Below are 15030 nucleotides of genomic sequence, written 5' to 3' on the forward strand. Positions count from 1 at the left end.
GCCCGCATCTGCTAGGGAGAAGCCTTGATGCCTGACTCGAAAGCCGCCATCTCCTATGGCGAAACCAAGACCGAAGCTCCGGTTCTGTCCGGGTCCGTCGGCCCTTCCGTCATCGACATCCGATCTCTCTACGCCCAGACGGGCTGCTTCACCTACGATCCGGGCTTCACGTCGACCGCCGCCTGCAAATCGACCATCACCTACATCGACGGCGACAAGGGCGAGCTGCTCTATCGCGGCTATCCCATCGACCAGCTGGCCGACAAGAGCAACTATCTCGAAGTCTGCTATCTGCTGCTCTACGGAGAGCTGCCGACCGCCGCCCAGCTCAAGGACTTCGAGAACCGCGTGACGCGGCACACGATGATCCATGACCAGATGCAGTATTTCTTCCGCGGCTTCCGTCGCGACGCGCATCCGATGGCGGTCATGTGCGGCGTGGTGGGCGCGCTTTCGGCCTTCTACCACGACTCGACCGACATCAACGACCCGGTCCAGCGCGAGATCGCGTCGATCCGGCTCATCGCCAAGATGCCGACCATCGCGGCGATGGCCTTCAAGTACTCCAGCGGCCAGCCCTTCATCTACCCGAAGAACGAGCTGAACTACGCCGAGAACTTCCTGCACATGTGCTTCGCCACGCCCTGCGAGGAGTACAAGGTCAATCCGATCTTCGCGCGGGCCATGGACGTGATCTTCACGCTCCACGCCGACCATGAGCAGAACGCCTCCACCTCGACGGTGCGTCTGTCGGGCTCTTCGGGGGCGAATCCCTTCGCCTGCATCGCGGCGGGCGTGGCCTGTCTCTGGGGCCCGGCCCATGGCGGCGCCAACGAGGCGGCGCTCAACATGCTCCGCGAGATCGGCACCCCCGACCGCGTGCCGGAATACGTCGCCAAGGCCAAGGACAAGAACTCGGGCTTCCGCCTGATGGGCTTCGGCCATCGCGTCTACAAGAACTACGACCCGCGCGCCAAGGTCATGCAGCAGACCGCCAAGGAGGTTCTGGCGCAGCTGGGCGCTTCGGACAATCCGATCCTCCAGGTGGCGCAGGATCTGGAGAAGGTCGCGCTCTCCGACCCCTACTTCATCGAGAAGAAGCTCTATCCGAACGTCGATTTCTATTCGGGCATCATCCTGAACGCCATCGGCTTCCCGACCTCCATGTTCACGGCGATCTTCGCCCTGGCGCGCACGGTCGGCTGGATCGCCCAGTGGAAGGAGATGATCGAGGACAAGGACCAGAAGATCGGCCGTCCGCGTCAGCTCTACATCGGCGCTCCGCAGCGCGATTACGCCGACATCAAGACCCGCGGCTGATCCGCAGGCCTCAGGACGAAGACCGAAGCCCCGCGCCGGACAGGCGCGGGGTTTTTCACGCCGGGGCTTTCAGCCCTTCGCCTGCAAGGCTTCGAGATCCGGCGGCTCTGCGCCGAGTCCCGCGCGCGGCGAGCGGCGGTCGAGAATCGCGACGTCGCGCCAGCGCCGGTAGGCCGGATGTTCGTGCCAGCCCATGCGCTCGCGGATTCCGAAGAGCTTGAAGCCCAGGGATTCATGCAGCCGGATGCTGGCGCGGTTCTCGGCGAAGATCAGCCCTGTCACCAGCCATGCGCCCGCCGCGTCGGCCTCCTCCAGGGCGGCCCCGAGCAGCGCCTTGCCGAGGCCTCGGCCCTTGGCTCCGGGCGCGACATAGACCGTATCCTCCAGCACGCCCGCATAGAAGGGGCGCGAACTGGTCGGGCTGAAGCCCGCATAGCCGAGGATCTCGCCGTCTTCCTCGGCCACGACGCGTCCGAAGGGCAGGCGGGCGGCGAACCACTCGGGCCACCAGCTTTCGCGCTCGGGGATCCGGGTGAAGAAGGTGGCGTCTCCGCCGAGGATTCCGGCCGCGTAGACGGCGTGCACGCCGTCGCGGTCGTCAGGCGTCATGGGACGCAGGCGCATGTGGATCTCCTGATCCGTCCTGGTTTCGTCATGAAGGGCGCGGAGACTGGACCTCGGGCGCAGATGCGGGCTGCGCCGAATCGTGGCCTCCCGGTTGCAGGAACAACAAGAAAACAATCCTGCGTCCATGCGTGATTTGACCGCAGCGAAGGGGCGCGATAGAAAGAGGTTCGGGGACGCTTGTCCCGATCAGGGATGGCGCTCCGGTTTTTCGCCCGGAACGGTCCGGGCTTCTTGTTGCTCAGAGGCTCCCAGAAATGTCCCTCACCGCCGCCGCCGCCGCTCTGGCCTTCGCCCGAAGTCCGGCCGCGCTGCGCGACCATCCGGCTCTTGTGCTCAACGCCGATTACCGGCCGCTGTCCTATTTCCCCTTGTCGCTCTGGTCCTGGCAGGAGGCGGTCAAGGCGGTGTTTCTGGATCGCGTCTTCACGGTGTCGGAATACGACTTCGAGATCCGCAGCCCCAGCTTCGCGATGAAGCTGCCGAGCGTGGTCTGTCTGCGCGATTACGTGAAGCCGGCCAGGCATCCGGCCTTCACGCGGTTCAACCTCTTCCTGCGCGACGAGTTCCGCTGTCAGTATTGCGGCGCGGTCGGCGAGATGACCTTCGATCATGTGACTCCCCGCGCCCGCGGCGGCAAGACCACATGGGAGAACGTCGTGGCGGCCTGCCCCTCCTGCAATCTGCGCAAGGCGGACAAGGCGCCGGACGTGGTCGGGTTGCGCCTGCACCGCAAGCCCGTGCGGCCTTCGGCCTCGCAGCTGCAGAACATCGGGCGCAAGTTCCCGCCCAACCACCTCCATGAGAGTTGGATGGACTACCTCTATTGGGATGTGGAGCTTGAAGCCGAATGACGGCCCGCCCTCACCCGGCGGGCCGAATTTTTCTCAGGGTCGAAAAGGCGAGAAAAGCCAGAACCAGAGAAACGAGGCCGTTCCAGTTGGCCATGCTCAGGCCGAGCCAGGGATCTTTCCACGCGATCTCGTCGCAGCGAGGGGCGACGTTCGCGCCGGAGAGCAGGGCGGCCGGATCGAAGGTTCCGGGCAAGCCGCCCGAGCAGGCCGATCCCCAGAACTTCAGCTCCACGCCGGAGTGAAACCCGGCGAGCCCGGCGTTCACCAGAAAGGCGAAGCCCGCCAGAAAGGCCAGAAAGACTCCGACCCGCCGCCCCACCGCCCGACTGGCGAGCAGGCTGACGACCGCCGCCGCGCCCAGAGCGTAACGCTGCTGGATGCAGAGCGGACAGGGATGCAGACCCCAGACGTATTGCGAGGCCAGAGCCCCGCCGAGCATCGCCGCTGCGATCAGCGCGACGAGGGTGAGAACCGGTTTGGCCATCTTCAGGCGCTCCCCGCCAGATATTTCAGGGCGACGAATCCGCCGACCACCAGAATCGTGAAGACCGTGGCGACCAGAGTCAGGCGCTTTTCGATGAAGGCGCGCACGGGCTCTCCGAACCACCAGATCAGGGCGCAGGGAATATAGAACCTCGTCGCGCGGGCGAGAAGACTGGCCCAGATGAAATCGAAGAGATTCATGCTCATGGCGCCGGAAGCCACCGTCACCACCTTGAAGGGGATGGGCGTGAAGCCGCCCGCCAGAATCACCGCCCAGATTCCATTGCGGTCGTAGAAGGCCTGGAACTCGGCGAATTTCGCGCCCGCCCCATAGAAGTTCAGGATCTTCATGCCCCAGCTGTCGAAGAGCGTCGCCCCGATCCAGTAGCCGAAGAGCCCCCCCAGCACCGAGGCCAGAACCGCCACCGTCCCGATCCACCAGATGCGCTTCGGCTGAGCCAGCGCCATGGGGATCAGCAGCACGTCGGGGGGAATGGGAAAGAAGGAGCTCTCCGCGAAGGAGACCCCCGCCAGAGCAGGCAGGGCGCGGGGGCCTTCGGCCTGCTTCATGGTCCAGTCGTAAAGGCGACGCAGCATTCAGGATTCCGCGAGATCGGCGCGAAGGACGACCGGCTCGCCGAGGACGCGTTCGCCGCGAACGCTCAGGCGACCGGAGGCGAAGCGCCGCAGAACCTCCGGATAGAGCCGATGCTCCTGAGCCAGAACCCGCGCGCCGAGGGTCTCCGCCGTATCGCCCGACAGGACCGGAACGGCGGCCTGCCCGAGGATCGGCCCCTCGTCCATGGCGGGGCGCACCAGATGCACCGTGCAGCCATGCCACAGAACGCCCGCTTCAAGCGCCCGCTCATGCGTATGGAGGCCCTTGAAGCTCGGCAGAAGCGCGGGATGGATGTTCAGGATCGCGTCCGGCCAGGCCTCGACGAACCAGGGCGTCAGCAGGCGCATGTAGCCCGCGAAGACGACGATCTCCGCTCCGGCGGCCCGAAGCTGCGCGTCCAGAGCGCGTTCGTGGGCCTCGCGGTCGCCCTTGAAGGGGCGGTGGTCGAGGGCCTCGGCGCGCAGCCCCGCCGCGCGGGCCTTCTCCAGCCCGCCCGCATCGGGATTGTTGGCCAGGACGAGGACGATCTCGAAAGGCGCCTCGGGCGCGGCGGCGGCGCGGATCAGCGCCTCCATGTTCGAGCCGCGCCCCGAAATCAGGATTCCGATCCGCCGTTTCACGCTGCGGACTCGCGATAGACCACGCCCGCCGCGCCTTCCGGACGCGCGATCATGCGGCCGATCTCGAAGACCGTCTCGCCTTCGGCGGCCAGCAGATTCCGCAGAGCCCCGGCGTGGGCCGGATCCACGATCAGCGCCAGGCCGATCCCGGAGTTGAAGACGCGGAGCATCTCCTCCGGATCGACCTCGCCGGTCTCCTGGAGCCAGTCGAAGACGGGCGGACGGCTCCAGCTTCCGAGCCGGATCTCGGCGCTCAGCTCCTCGCCGTAGACGCGGGGGATGTTCTCCGTCAGGCCGCCGCCGGTGATGTGGGCCACGGCCTTCACGCCGCCCGCCCTGATCGCCGCGAGGGTGGATTTCACATAGATGCGCGTAGGGGTCAGCAGGGCCTCGCCGAGGCTCAGGCCCGGCGCGAAGGGGGCGGGCGCCTCCCAGCCGAGCCCCGAGCGCTCGACGATCTTGCGCGCCAGCGAAAACCCGTTGGAATGGACCCCCGAAGACCCCAGACCGAGGATCACGTCGCCTTCGCGCAGCGCGACCGGCAGCAGGGCGTCGCGGGCCACGGCCCCCACGGTGAAGCCCGCGAGGTCATAGTCGCCTTCCTTGTAGAGCCCCGGCATTTCGGCGGTCTCGCCGCCGATGAGGGCGCATCCGGATTCGAGGCAGCCTTTGGCGATGCCCTCGACCACGGCGCGGGCGGCGGCCACGTCGAGCTTGCCGGTGGCGTAGTAATCGAGGAAGAACAGGGGCGTCGCGCCCTGGGCCACCAGATCGTTGACGCACATGGCCACGAGGTCGATTCCAACTCCGCCGTGAATGCCGGTGTCGATGGCGATCTTGAGCTTGGTGCCCACGCCGTCGGTGGAGGCCACGAGGATCGGATCCTCGAAGCCCGCCGCCTTGAGGTCGAAGAGCGCGCCGAAGCCCCCGAGGCCGCCCATCACGCCGGGGCGCTTCGAGGCGGCGGCGGCGGGCCCGATGGCCTTCACCAGAGCGTCGCCCGCGTCGATGTCCACGCCGGCGTCGCGGTAGCTGAGGCCCTTGCGGGCTTGGGGATCGGCGGCGGTCATGCGGAGGCTCCCGGGCGGTCTGGAGAAGGAGGAAGGCCCTCGGCGGGGCGCGCCGGAGAGCTATCCGATTCCCGACCGCGCGCCAAGCGTCGAGGCGAGGGCGCGTCGCGCCATGGGGCGATCCGCCACGCCGCCGCGCGGCTCATCGCGGGGCTTCGAGCCCCATGCCCAGAAGCCGCAGCTCGAAGGGCGGCGCCGTTCCTGCGCCCGCGCCGAGATCCACCGGAACCAGCGTGACCTCCGCCGTCTCCGGAGCCACGGGGCCGATGCGCCCCAGAGTCTCGCGGAGCGGCAGCCGGAAGCGCGAGCCCTCGGCGCCGGGCGAGAGGGGGAAGAAGCTCACCACCCCCACGTAATGCGGATCCTCCGTGGAGGTGGCGGGCGTGGCGTCGGGCTTGTTCAGGAAGACGCGCACCGCCGGAGCCGTCGCGGCGGCGGCGGCGAGATCGGCGAAATGCAGCTCCAGAACCGGGTCGGCGGGCGGGGATTCAGGAGAGGCCGCAGGCGCCGCCGCGACCGGAGAGGCGGCGGTCGAAAGCCGGTCGCGCGTCGCAGTCTCGGGCGCAAGGCGGAAGGTCGAGGGGGCTCCGGCGCGCAGGCGCGTCGGATCGGCGGGCGCCGAGGCGGGCGCGGCGAAGGAGGAGGCCGCCGCAGCCTCCGGCGCCGGGCTCGCGAGGGAGGCGGGGGGCTCGGCCGAGGGCGCGCGGCTGTCCATCGCCCAGGCGTTCGCGGCCGCCCCCAGACCCCAGATCAGGGCCGCCGCTCCAGAAATCCGACCGTTCATCAGAACCTTCCTCCCTGAGAGGCCATCCAGAGCTTCAGATGTGGGACGCCCCGCTCAGAGCGCAAGCACCTCCGCCTGACGGGCGTAGAACTCCGTTCCGGCGAGCGGGCGGCCCTGGACGTCCACGGGCATGAGCTGGATGTCCGCTTCGGCGCCGCCTCCCGCGCCCCCGACCCGCCGCAGGGCCTCGGCGGCGTCGAGCAGATAGGAGGCCTTGAGCCCGTTGGTCGAACAGACTTCGGCGGCGAAGCGCGTCTGGAAGAAGCCGAAGGAGCCCACGTAATGCGGATCGCTGACCGGAGTCGCGGCGGTGAGGTTCGGGTGGTTCACGAAGACGCGCACGATCACGTTTTCATTGACCGGCGGCGCGTCGATCTGCGCGATGCGGATCAGGGCGCGTTCGGGATCGCTCAGCGCCGCTTCGGCCGCGACGGGCGGCGGCGGCGCGATGAATCCGGCGGGCGCGGCGAAGGTCGCGGCGCGGGCGAGGGGCGCAGGCGCGGCGATGCGGGCGCGCAGGCTGTGGGGGCGGCCCGCCGTGACGGGCGCCTCGTTGAGCGCCGAGGCCGCCACCACCGGCAGAGGCGCTTCCGGCGTGAGGCTGGAGAGGTTCTGCGCCGTGGCGCGCCGTCCCGCGAGGCCCGGGGCTTCGGCGGTGGCGGTCTGGTCGTAGCGGTAGCCCAGTCCGGCGATGGAGGAGACGCCGCCCGAAGTGTCGGTCACGCGGTTTCCGGAGCGGTCGAAGAAATCGCGGAAGGGCAGATCGCGCCAGGCGGAATCGGTGGGGTTCTGGCCGCCGCGCTGGTTCCAGACCTCCCAGAGGCGGTCCACGTTGGCGTGATGCACCCAGAACAGCGGATCGACCGGCGCGATGAAATTGGCCATCTCGCCGCCGACGAAGACATGGATGTGGTTATGGGGCGCGGCCTCCAGAGGGCCTTGCGAAGCCTGATCGCGCTGTCCGCCCGCGCGGCCGCTGCCGAAGACCTCGAAATTGCGCTCGCCGAGGATGCGCTCCACCACGGCGGAGGAGACCATCTCCGCAGCGGCGGAGGAGGTGGGCCCGGCGGCCCGGCCCGCCTGAAACAGCGGGCTGGAGGCGTCGAAGAATCCCGCGGGAATCCGCGGATCGCGCGACCAGTTCCAGTAGGGCAGGGCGAAGCCTTCGTCCTGGATCATCTCGCGGCAGATCTGCTCGAAACGCTGCACATAGGCCCGATGCCAGGGCAGGAACCACCAGTTCCCGTGCGGGCAGGCCTGAAGATGGATCGTCGCCTGAGCGCCCCAGCTGCGCGGATCGGAGGAGGGCAAGGCCTTCATGCGCCGCACGGCCTCGGCGTAGGCCAGCAGGATGGGGTGGTTCGCGCCGAGGGCTCCGGCGTCCTGACGGGTGCGGTTCGCGCCGGAGACCGGATTGGCCGGAACGGGCGGCTGCACCGGGGGCTGGACGGGCGGCTGCACCGGAGGCTGGACAGGCGGCTGCACCGGAGGCTGGACGGGCGGTTGCACCGGAGGCTGGACGGGCGGCTGCACCGGAGGCTGGACAGGCGGTTGCACCGGAGGCTGGACAGGCGGTTGCACCGGAGGCTGGACAGGCGGTTGCACCGGAGGCTGGACGGGCGGCTGCACCGGAGGCTGGACGGGCGGCTGCACCGGAGGCTGGATGGGCGGCTGAGCAGGTTGACAGGCGGCCAGGCCCAGGGCCGCGCCGCCGCCGCCGATCTTCAGGATTTCGCGTCTGGAAAGCCGCGCCATGATCTCGTCCCTCGTCCGGTTCGCCTATGCTAAAGGTCAGGGCAGGCTAGGCGAAGGCGCTTTCCGGGTCAATTTTCGCTTTACGGCATAAGTCCGCACCGGAGGAACCGGCTGCGTCCTTCCTCCGGCCCGGCTTCCCGAGCGGTCTGCGGCTCCTCCATGGGGCCGGAGCCGGAAAGCTCTTCACAGGCCGCGGAGCGCGGTCTATGCCTCGCCGGATGCGATCCTCGGGCCGGAGACGGCTTCCGGAGCGCCTTCCGGAAGGCCCCTCCATGAATCTCGACCTTTACGCCCCCCTGGTCGGCTACGCCGTGGCGACCTCCTTCACCCCCGGACCCAACAACACGATGCTCGCGGCTTCGGGCGCGCAATTCGGCTTCGCCCGCACGAGGCCGCATCTCTTCGGGGTGGGGCTCGGCTTCGGCTTCATGATCTTTCTGGTGGCGCTGGGCCTGGGCGGCTCCGTGGCGCGGCTGCCCTGGCTGAATCTCGGCATGACGCTGGCCGGAGCCGCGCTGCTGCTCTGGATGTCCTGGCGCATCGCGAGCGCCCCCGTCGACGAAGAGGAGGAAGCCCGCGTCCGCGCGCCCCTGACCTTCCTCCAGGCGGCGGGCTTCCAGTGGATCAATCCCAAGGCCTGGACCATGGCGCTCGCGGTGGCGGGCGGCTACGTCACGGGCGCGGCGCCTCTGCGCGAGGCGTCGATCTGCGCGGCGATCTTCGCGCTGGTCGGGATCTTCTCGGCGGGGAGCTGGGCGGCCTTCGGCGTGAGTCTGCGCCGCTGGCTGACCAACCCCCTGCGGCGCCGGATCTTCAACGTCGCGATGGGCGCGCTTCTGGCGGGCTTCGTGATCCACGGGACGATCAGGGCCCTGTCCTGAAGGGCCTCAGGCCGCGAGGAGCCCCTCGGCCCTGAGCGCCGCCTGAACCGCCGGACGCGCCCCGACCCGCGCCCGATAGGCCTGGATCTTCGGATAGGAGCCGAGGTCGATCTTCAGCGGAATCGACCAGTTCAGCACCACGAACAGATAGGCGTCGGCCACGGTGAAGCGCTCGCCGAGCAGATGGGGGCGTCCGTCGCCGAGATGGCCCTCGACGCTCTCCAGCCGCCGGTTGAGCGTCGCGAGGGCCTTGTCGCGGAGCTCCGGCGCCATGGGGCGAAAGAGGACGCCGAAAGCCTTGTGCAGCTCCGAATTGATGAAGCTCAGGGCTTCGGTCAGCCGCGCCCGGGGCAGAGGCGCGTTCTCGGCGCCGATCCCCGCCTTGGGGTTGCTCTCGGCGAGATATTGCAGGATCGCGACGTTCTCCGTGAGGATCTCGCCGTCGTCCAGCGCGAGGGCGGGCACATAGCCGTTTTCATTGATCTCGGCGTAATCGGCGCCGGTTTCGTCGCGGCCGGAGGCGGTGTCCACCTTCACGGCCTCGTAGGGAAGGCCGATCTCGTGCAGCGCGATGCGGCTCGCGAGCGAGCAGGCGCCGGTCTTGTAATAGAGCTTCATGGCGGGGCGAATCCTCGGAGGGGGGAATGGAAAGGCCGCCCCGGATCGCTCCGGAGCGGCCTTGTGTAACGCTTGCGGAGGAAGGAGTTAATGCTTCTTTTTCTTCGGCGGGATCAGATCGGTGATGGTGCCCTCGAACATCTCGGCGGCCATGGCGAGGGTCTCCGAGAGGGTCGGATGCGGATGCACCGTCAGACCGATGTCGCGGGCGTCGGCGCCCATCTCGATGGCGAGGGCCGCCTCCGCGATGAGGTCGCCCGCATTGGGGCCGACGATCCCCGCGCCGAGGATTCTCTGCGTCTCCTCGTCGAAGAGGACCTTCGTGATCCCTTCGTCGCGGCCCAGACTCAGCGCGCGTCCCGAAGCCGCCCAGGGGAAGACGCCCTTGCCATAGGCGATCCCCTTCGCCTTGGCTTCGGTCTCGGTGAGCCCCGCCCAGGCGATCTCCGGATCGGTGTAGGCCACCGAGGGGATGGTCTTGGCGTCGAAGGCCGATTTGTGTCCCGCCGCGACTTCGGCGGCGACCTTGGCCTCATGGGTGGCCTTGTGGGCCAGCATGGGTTGTCCCACGATGTCGCCGATGGCGAAGACATGCGGCACGTTGGTCCGCTGGTCGCGCCCGACCGGGATGAAGCCGCGTTCGTCCACCGCGACGCCCGCCGCCTCCGCCTTGATGAGCTTGCCGTTGGGCTTGCGGCCCACCGCCACCAGGATGCGGTCGAAGACGTCGCGCTCGGGAGCCCCGGCGCCTTCGAACTTCACCACGAGGCCTTCGCGCGTGGCCTCGATTCCCGCGACCTTGGTCTTCAGGAAGATGTTCTCGAACTTTCTGGCCATGCGCTTGCGCAGGGGCTCGACGAGATCGCGGTCGGCGCCGGGGATCAGCTGATCCATCAGCTCGACGATGGTGATCTGGGTCCCGAGCGCGGCGTAGACCGTCGCCATCTCCAGGCCGATGATGCCGCCGCCGATGACGAGCATCCGCTTGGGGGCGCTCTCCAGAGCCAGGGCTCCGGTCGAGTCGAGGATGCGCGGATCCTCCGGCGCGAAGGGCAGACGCACCGGCTCGGAGCCCGCCGCGATGATCGCCTGCTCAAAGACGATGGTCTGCGTCGAGCCGTCTTCGGCGGTGACGAGCAGCCGGTGCGGATCGACGAAGGCGCCCGAGCCCGCGACCACCTGCACCTTGCGCCCTTTGGCGAGGCCCGAGAGCCCGCCCGTCAGGCGCGAGACGACGCTTTCCTTCCAGCCGCGCAGCTTGTCGACGTCCACGGCGGGCGCGCCGAAGCTGACGCCATGAGCGGCCATCTCCTCGGCTTCGGAAATCACCCTGGCCGCGTGGAGCAGCGCCTTGGAGGGAATGCAGCCCACGTTCAGGCAGACGCCGCCGAGGGTCGGCCAGCGCTCGACCATCACGACCTTCTTGCCGAGATCCGCCGCGCGGAAGGCGGCGGTGTAGCCGCCGGGGCCCGCGCCGAGGACCAGAACCTCGGCGGAGATCTCGCCCGCCTTGGCCGCCGGAGCCTGAGAAGGCGCGGCGACGGGCGCAGGGACCGGAGCGGGGGCCGCTTTCGGCGCTTCGGCCTTGGGAGCCTCCGCCTTGGGGGCGGGCTTGGGCGCTTCGGCGCCCGCGCCCTTGAAGGTGGCGATGACGGAGCCTTGCGCCACCTTGTCGCCGAGCTTCACGGTCACGCTCTCGACCACGCCCGCCTGAGGGGCGGGAACGTCCATGGTGGCCTTGTCCGATTCCAGCGTGATCAGCGGGGCGTCGGCGGCGACTTCGTCGCCGGGCTTCACATGGATCTCGATGACCGGGACGCCGGAGAAGTCGCCGATGTCGGGAACCTTGATTTCAATCGACATGAAGAATGCTCCCGGAATGTCAGAGGACCAGACGACGGACGTCCTCGACCGTCACGGCCAGGGCGCGCGTGAAGCGGGCCGCCGCCGCGCCGTCGATGACGCGATGATCGTAGGACAGGCAGAGCGGCAGCATCAGGCGGGGGATGAATTTCTCGCCGTCCCAGACCGGCGCCGTCTTCGAGCGCACCACGCCGAGGATCGCCACTTCCGGCGCGTTGACGATGGGCGTGAAGTTCGTGCCGCCGATGCCGCCCAGGCTGGAGATGGTGAAGCTGGCGCCCTGCATCTCCTCGGGCTTGAGCTTGCCGTCGCGGGCGCGGGCGGAGATGTCGCCCAGCTCCTTGCTGATCTCGACGATTCCCTTGCGGTCCACGTCGCGGACCACCGGAACCACGAGCCCGTCGGGCGTGTCCACGGCCACGCCGATGTTGTAGTATTTCTTGTAGATCAGCGACGCCTTGTCCGGCGCCAGCGAAGAATTGAAGTCCGGGAACTCCTTGAGGATCTTCACCGAGGCCTTCATCAGGAAAGGCAGCAGCGAGACGCGGTAAGGCGACTTCTTGTCGGCCTTGGCGGCGTCGTCCAGCTCCTTGCGATAGGCGTCGATCTCGGTGATGTCGGCTTCGTCCGTATGGGTGACATGCGGAATGTTCAGCCAGGCCCGATGCAGGTAAGGCCCGGAGATCTTCTTGATCCGGCCCAGAGGCTTCGTCTCGACGGGGCCGAACTTGCTGAAGTCCACGGCCGGAATCTCGGGGATGCCCGAGCCCCCCTGAACCGCCGCCGCCGGAGCCGCCGCGCCCGCTCCGGAGCCGACAAGGAAGCCCTTGACGTCGGAAGCGGTGATGCGGCCCTTCTCGCCGGTGCCCTTGACCTGCGTGAGGTCCACCTCCAGCTCGCGCGCCAGACGCCGGACGCTCGGCGAGGCGTGGACGCCGGAGAAATCCGCCAGAGCCGGAATCGGCAGGCCGCCCCGGATCGCGGGCAGGGCGTCGGAGGAGGCCGGGGCGGAGGCCGCCGCAGCCGGAGCAGGCGCCGGGGCGGCTTTGGGAGCCTCCGCTTTCGGCGCTTCGGCCTTGGGGGCCGCCGGAGCCGCGGCGGCGGCGCCGGCCGCCTTGAGGCGCACGAGGGGCGCGCCTTCGCTGACCTTGTCGCCCACCTTGACGAGGATCTCGGCGATCTCTCCGGCGGCGCTGGAAGGGGCCTCCATGGTGGCCTTGTCGGATTCCAGCGTGACGAGGGGAGTGTCGATCTCCACCTTGTCGCCGACGCTCACCAGAACCTCGATGACGGGGACGTTCTTGAAATCGCCGATGTTCGGGACTTTGACTTCGATGTCGGACATGAAACGGGTCCTCTGCGCGAATGGATGTTCAGGCGGATTCGGACGTCACGTCCGGGCCGGATTGGCCTTCTCGGGGTCGATCTCGTATTTGCGGATGGCGTCGGCGGCCAGCTTCGAGGCCACGCGGTTGTCTTCGGCCAGAGCCTTCAGAGCCGCCACCGCGATGAAGCGGCGGTCCACCTCGAAGAATTCGCGCAGCTTGCGCCGATAGTCCGAGCGGCCGAAGCCGTCGGTGCCCAGCACCTTGTAGCGCCCCGGAACCGCCGGACGGATCTGGTCGGCGAAGAGCTTCATGTAATCCGTGGAGGCCACCACCGGCCAGTCGCCGCGCGTGGCGAGCTGCTGCGTCACGAAGGGAATGCGGGGCTCCTCCAGAGGATGGAGCAGGTTCCAGCGCTCGCAGTCGAGGAAGTCGCGGCGCAGCTCGGTGAAGCTGGTGACGCTCCAGACGTCGGCGGAGACGCCGAAATCCTTCTCCAGCATCTCGGCGGCGGCGAGGGACTCGCGCAGGATCGAGCCGGAGCCCAGAAGCTGCACCTTCTTCGCGCCGCGCTTCTTCGCGCCCTCGCGGACGAGATGCATGCCGCGGCGGATGCCTTCCTCGGCGCCTTCGGGCATGGCGGGATGCGGATAATTCTCGTTGAGCAGGGTGAGGTAGTAGAAGACGTCCTCCTGCTCGCCGACCATCCGGCGCAGGCCGTCCTGCACGATCACCGCGACCTCGTAGGCGAAGGTCGGATCATAGGAGACGCAGTTCGGGATGGTCGCCGAGATCAGATGGCTGTGGCCGTCCTCATGCTGGAGGCCCTCGCCGTTGAGCGTGGTGCGTCCCGAGGTGCCGCCGAGCAGGAAGCCGCGCGCGCGCATGTCGCCCGCCGCCCAGGCGAGGTCTCCGACCCGCTGGAAGCCGAACATCGAATAATAGATGTAGAAGGGGATCATCGGCTGGTTGGAGGTCGAATAGCTCGTGGCCGCCGCGATCCAGCTGGCCATGGCGCCGGCCTCGTTGATGCCCTCCTGAAGCATCTGACCCTGAGGCGTCTCCTTGTAGTAGTTCATCTGGTCGGCGTCTTGCGGCTTGTACTTCTGCCCGACCTGGCTGAAGATTCCATATTGGCGGAACATGCCCTCCATGCCGAAGGTGCGGCTTTCGTCGGGCACGATGGGCACCACGCGCTGACCCAGCGACTTGTCGCGCAGCAGCGTGTTGAGGATGCGCACGAAGGCCATGGTCGTCGAGATCTCGCGCTCGCCGGTGCTGGCGAGCTGGGTCTCGAAGGCCGAGAGGGGCGGAATCTCCAGCTGGACGTCGGTCTTCATGCGCCGCCCGATGGGGCCGCCGAGCGCCGCGCGCTGCGCCAGATAATATTTCATCTCCGGCGAGTCGGCGTCCGGCTTGATGAACTTCAGATCCTTGACCTCCTGATCGGTCAGGGGGATCTGGAAGCGGTCGCGGAACTGGAGCAGCGCCTCGTCGCCCATCTTCTTCTGCTGATGGGTGATCATCTGGGCCTCGCCCGCCGAGCCCATGCCGTAGCCCTTGACGGTCTTGGTGAGGATCAGCGTGGGCTGGCCTTTGTGCTCGGTGGCGGCCTTGAAGGCCGAGAAGACCTTCAGCGGATCATGGCCGCCGCGCGTGAGCTTCCAGATGCGGTCGTCGGTCCAGTCGGCGACCATGGCGGCGGTTTCGGGATAGCGGCCGAAGAAATGCTCGCGGATGTAGGCGCCGTTCTTGGACTTGAAGTCCTGATATTCGCCGTCGACGCATTCCTCCATGAGCTGGCGCAGACGCCCGGTGACGTCCTTCGCCAGGAGTTCGTCCCAGCCCGAGCCCCAGATCACCTTGATCACGTTCCAGCCCGAGCCGCGGAATTCGGATTCGAGCTCCTGGATGATCTTGCCGTTGCCGCGCACCGGGCCGTCGAGCCGCTGGAGGTTGCAGTTGATGACGAAGATCAGGTTGTCGAGCTTCTCGCGCCCCGCGAGGCTGATGGCGCCGAGCGATTCCGGCTCGTCCATCTCGCCGTCGCCCATGAAGGCCCAGACCTTGCGGTTGGCGGTCTGGGAGAGGCCGCGCCCCTCCAGATAGGGCAGGAAGCGCGCCTGATAGATCGCCATCAGCGGCCCGAGGCCCATGGAGACGGTCGGGAACTGCCAGAAATCCGGCATGAGCCAGGGATGCGGATAGGAGGAG

Annotated in this window: 14 protein-coding genes; 3 read left to right on the plus strand and 11 right to left on the minus strand. The window is 68.1% G+C overall.

What is annotated here, in order from left to right:
- The first annotated feature begins 27 nt into the window (after window positions 1–27).
- The gene (gltA, locus tag PHN62_RS13590) at window positions 28–1320 is read left to right on the plus strand and encodes a citrate synthase (protein ID WP_300151545.1); all 1293 of its coding nucleotides are present in this window, start codon (window positions 28–30) and stop codon (window positions 1318–1320) included.
- Window positions 1321–1389: 69 nt separating this feature from the next.
- Here gltA and PHN62_RS13595 read toward each other — a convergent pair whose 3' ends face one another.
- On the minus strand, window positions 1390–1944 hold the full coding sequence (locus PHN62_RS13595; RefSeq protein WP_300151548.1) for a GNAT family N-acetyltransferase: 555 nt from the start codon (window positions 1942–1944) through the stop codon (window positions 1390–1392).
- A gap of 257 nt (window positions 1945–2201) precedes the next feature.
- Between PHN62_RS13595 and PHN62_RS13600 the strand changes: the two genes are divergently transcribed.
- Window positions 2202–2798, plus strand: a complete 597-nt coding sequence (locus tag PHN62_RS13600) for an HNH endonuclease (protein ID WP_300151550.1) — start codon at window positions 2202–2204, stop codon at window positions 2796–2798.
- 10 nt (window positions 2799–2808) lie between these two features.
- On the opposite strand, the gene PHN62_RS13605 is transcribed toward PHN62_RS13600, so the two are convergent.
- From PHN62_RS13605 to PHN62_RS13630, 6 genes are all read right to left on the minus strand, one after another.
- Window positions 2809–3282 (minus strand): disulfide bond formation protein B, encoded by a 474-nt coding sequence (locus PHN62_RS13605; RefSeq protein WP_300151552.1) that lies wholly within the window; start codon window positions 3280–3282, stop codon window positions 2809–2811.
- A 2-nt stretch (window positions 3283–3284) separates the two neighbouring features.
- Window positions 3285–3878, minus strand: a complete 594-nt coding sequence (locus PHN62_RS13610; protein WP_300151554.1) for a YqaA family protein — start codon at window positions 3876–3878, stop codon at window positions 3285–3287.
- A complete protein-coding gene (gene purN / locus PHN62_RS13615) occupies window positions 3879–4520 on the minus strand; it encodes a phosphoribosylglycinamide formyltransferase (RefSeq protein ID WP_300151556.1) in 642 nt (213 codons plus the stop codon).
- Window positions 4517–5590, minus strand: coding sequence for a phosphoribosylformylglycinamidine cyclo-ligase (purM, locus tag PHN62_RS13620; protein WP_300151558.1), 1074 nt, complete (start codon window positions 5588–5590; stop codon window positions 4517–4519). The genes purN and purM overlap by 4 nt, the downstream gene beginning before the upstream one ends.
- A 142-nt stretch (window positions 5591–5732) precedes the next feature.
- Complete coding sequence (locus PHN62_RS13625) at window positions 5733–6374, minus strand: hypothetical protein (RefSeq protein ID WP_300151560.1); 642 nt, start codon at window positions 6372–6374, stop codon at window positions 5733–5735.
- Window positions 6375–6428: 54 nt separating this feature from the next.
- Window positions 6429–8129, minus strand: coding sequence for a tyrosinase family protein (locus tag PHN62_RS13630; RefSeq protein ID WP_300151562.1), 1701 nt, complete (start codon window positions 8127–8129; stop codon window positions 6429–6431).
- A 272-nt stretch (window positions 8130–8401) separates the two neighbouring features.
- Here PHN62_RS13630 and PHN62_RS13635 point away from each other — a divergent pair, with 272 nt between their 5' ends.
- On the plus strand, window positions 8402–9010 hold the full coding sequence (locus PHN62_RS13635) for a LysE family translocator (protein ID WP_300151564.1): 609 nt from the start codon (window positions 8402–8404) through the stop codon (window positions 9008–9010).
- Window positions 9011–9016: 6 nt separating this feature from the next.
- Here PHN62_RS13635 and gstA read toward each other — a convergent pair whose 3' ends face one another.
- From gstA to aceE, 4 genes are all read right to left on the minus strand, one after another.
- Complete coding sequence (gene gstA, locus PHN62_RS13640) at window positions 9017–9628, minus strand: glutathione transferase GstA (RefSeq protein WP_300151566.1); 612 nt, start codon at window positions 9626–9628, stop codon at window positions 9017–9019.
- Between the two features lie 87 nt (window positions 9629–9715).
- Complete coding sequence (lpdA, locus tag PHN62_RS13645) at window positions 9716–11491, minus strand: dihydrolipoyl dehydrogenase (RefSeq protein ID WP_300151568.1); 1776 nt, start codon at window positions 11489–11491, stop codon at window positions 9716–9718.
- Between the two features lie 19 nt (window positions 11492–11510).
- The gene (gene aceF / locus PHN62_RS13650) at window positions 11511–12836 is read right to left on the minus strand and encodes a dihydrolipoyllysine-residue acetyltransferase (protein WP_300151570.1); all 1326 of its coding nucleotides are present in this window, start codon (window positions 12834–12836) and stop codon (window positions 11511–11513) included.
- Between the two features lie 45 nt (window positions 12837–12881).
- The coding region (aceE, locus tag PHN62_RS13655) for a pyruvate dehydrogenase (acetyl-transferring), homodimeric type (RefSeq protein ID WP_300151572.1) at window positions 12882–15030 on the minus strand (2149 nt) is incomplete at its 5' end.

The organism is Neomegalonema sp. (genome assembly GCF_028688855.1).
In the GTDB taxonomy this organism is placed as follows: domain Bacteria; phylum Pseudomonadota; class Alphaproteobacteria; order Rhodobacterales; family Rhodobacteraceae; genus Neomegalonema.

Coding starts and splice junctions, on each gene's coding strand:
- aceF (WP_300151570.1), bottom strand. CDS start 12,836: ATGTCCGACATCGAAGTCAAAGTCCCGAACATCGGCGATTTCAAGAAC.
- purM (WP_300151558.1), bottom strand. CDS start 5,590: ATGACCGCCGCCGATCCCCAAGCCCGCAAGGGCCTCAGCTACCGCGAC.
- PHN62_RS13600 (WP_300151550.1), top strand. CDS start 2,202: ATGTCCCTCACCGCCGCCGCCGCCGCTCTGGCCTTCGCCCGAAGTCCG.
- PHN62_RS13605 (WP_300151552.1), bottom strand. CDS start 3,282: ATGGCCAAACCGGTTCTCACCCTCGTCGCGCTGATCGCAGCGGCGATG.
- PHN62_RS13595 (WP_300151548.1), bottom strand. CDS start 1,944: ATGCGCCTGCGTCCCATGACGCCTGACGACCGCGACGGCGTGCACGCC.
- PHN62_RS13610 (WP_300151554.1), bottom strand. CDS start 3,878: ATGCTGCGTCGCCTTTACGACTGGACCATGAAGCAGGCCGAAGGCCCC.
- lpdA (WP_300151568.1), bottom strand. CDS start 11,491: ATGTCGATTGAAATCAAGGTTCCCGACATCGGCGACTTCTCCGGCGTC.
- PHN62_RS13630 (WP_300151562.1), bottom strand. CDS start 8,129: ATGGCGCGGCTTTCCAGACGCGAAATCCTGAAGATCGGCGGCGGCGGC.
- gltA (WP_300151545.1), top strand. CDS start 28: ATGCCTGACTCGAAAGCCGCCATCTCCTATGGCGAAACCAAGACCGAA.
- PHN62_RS13635 (WP_300151564.1), top strand. CDS start 8,402: ATGAATCTCGACCTTTACGCCCCCCTGGTCGGCTACGCCGTGGCGACC.
- PHN62_RS13625 (WP_300151560.1), bottom strand. CDS start 6,374: ATGAACGGTCGGATTTCTGGAGCGGCGGCCCTGATCTGGGGTCTGGGG.
- gstA (WP_300151566.1), bottom strand. CDS start 9,628: ATGAAGCTCTATTACAAGACCGGCGCCTGCTCGCTCGCGAGCCGCATC.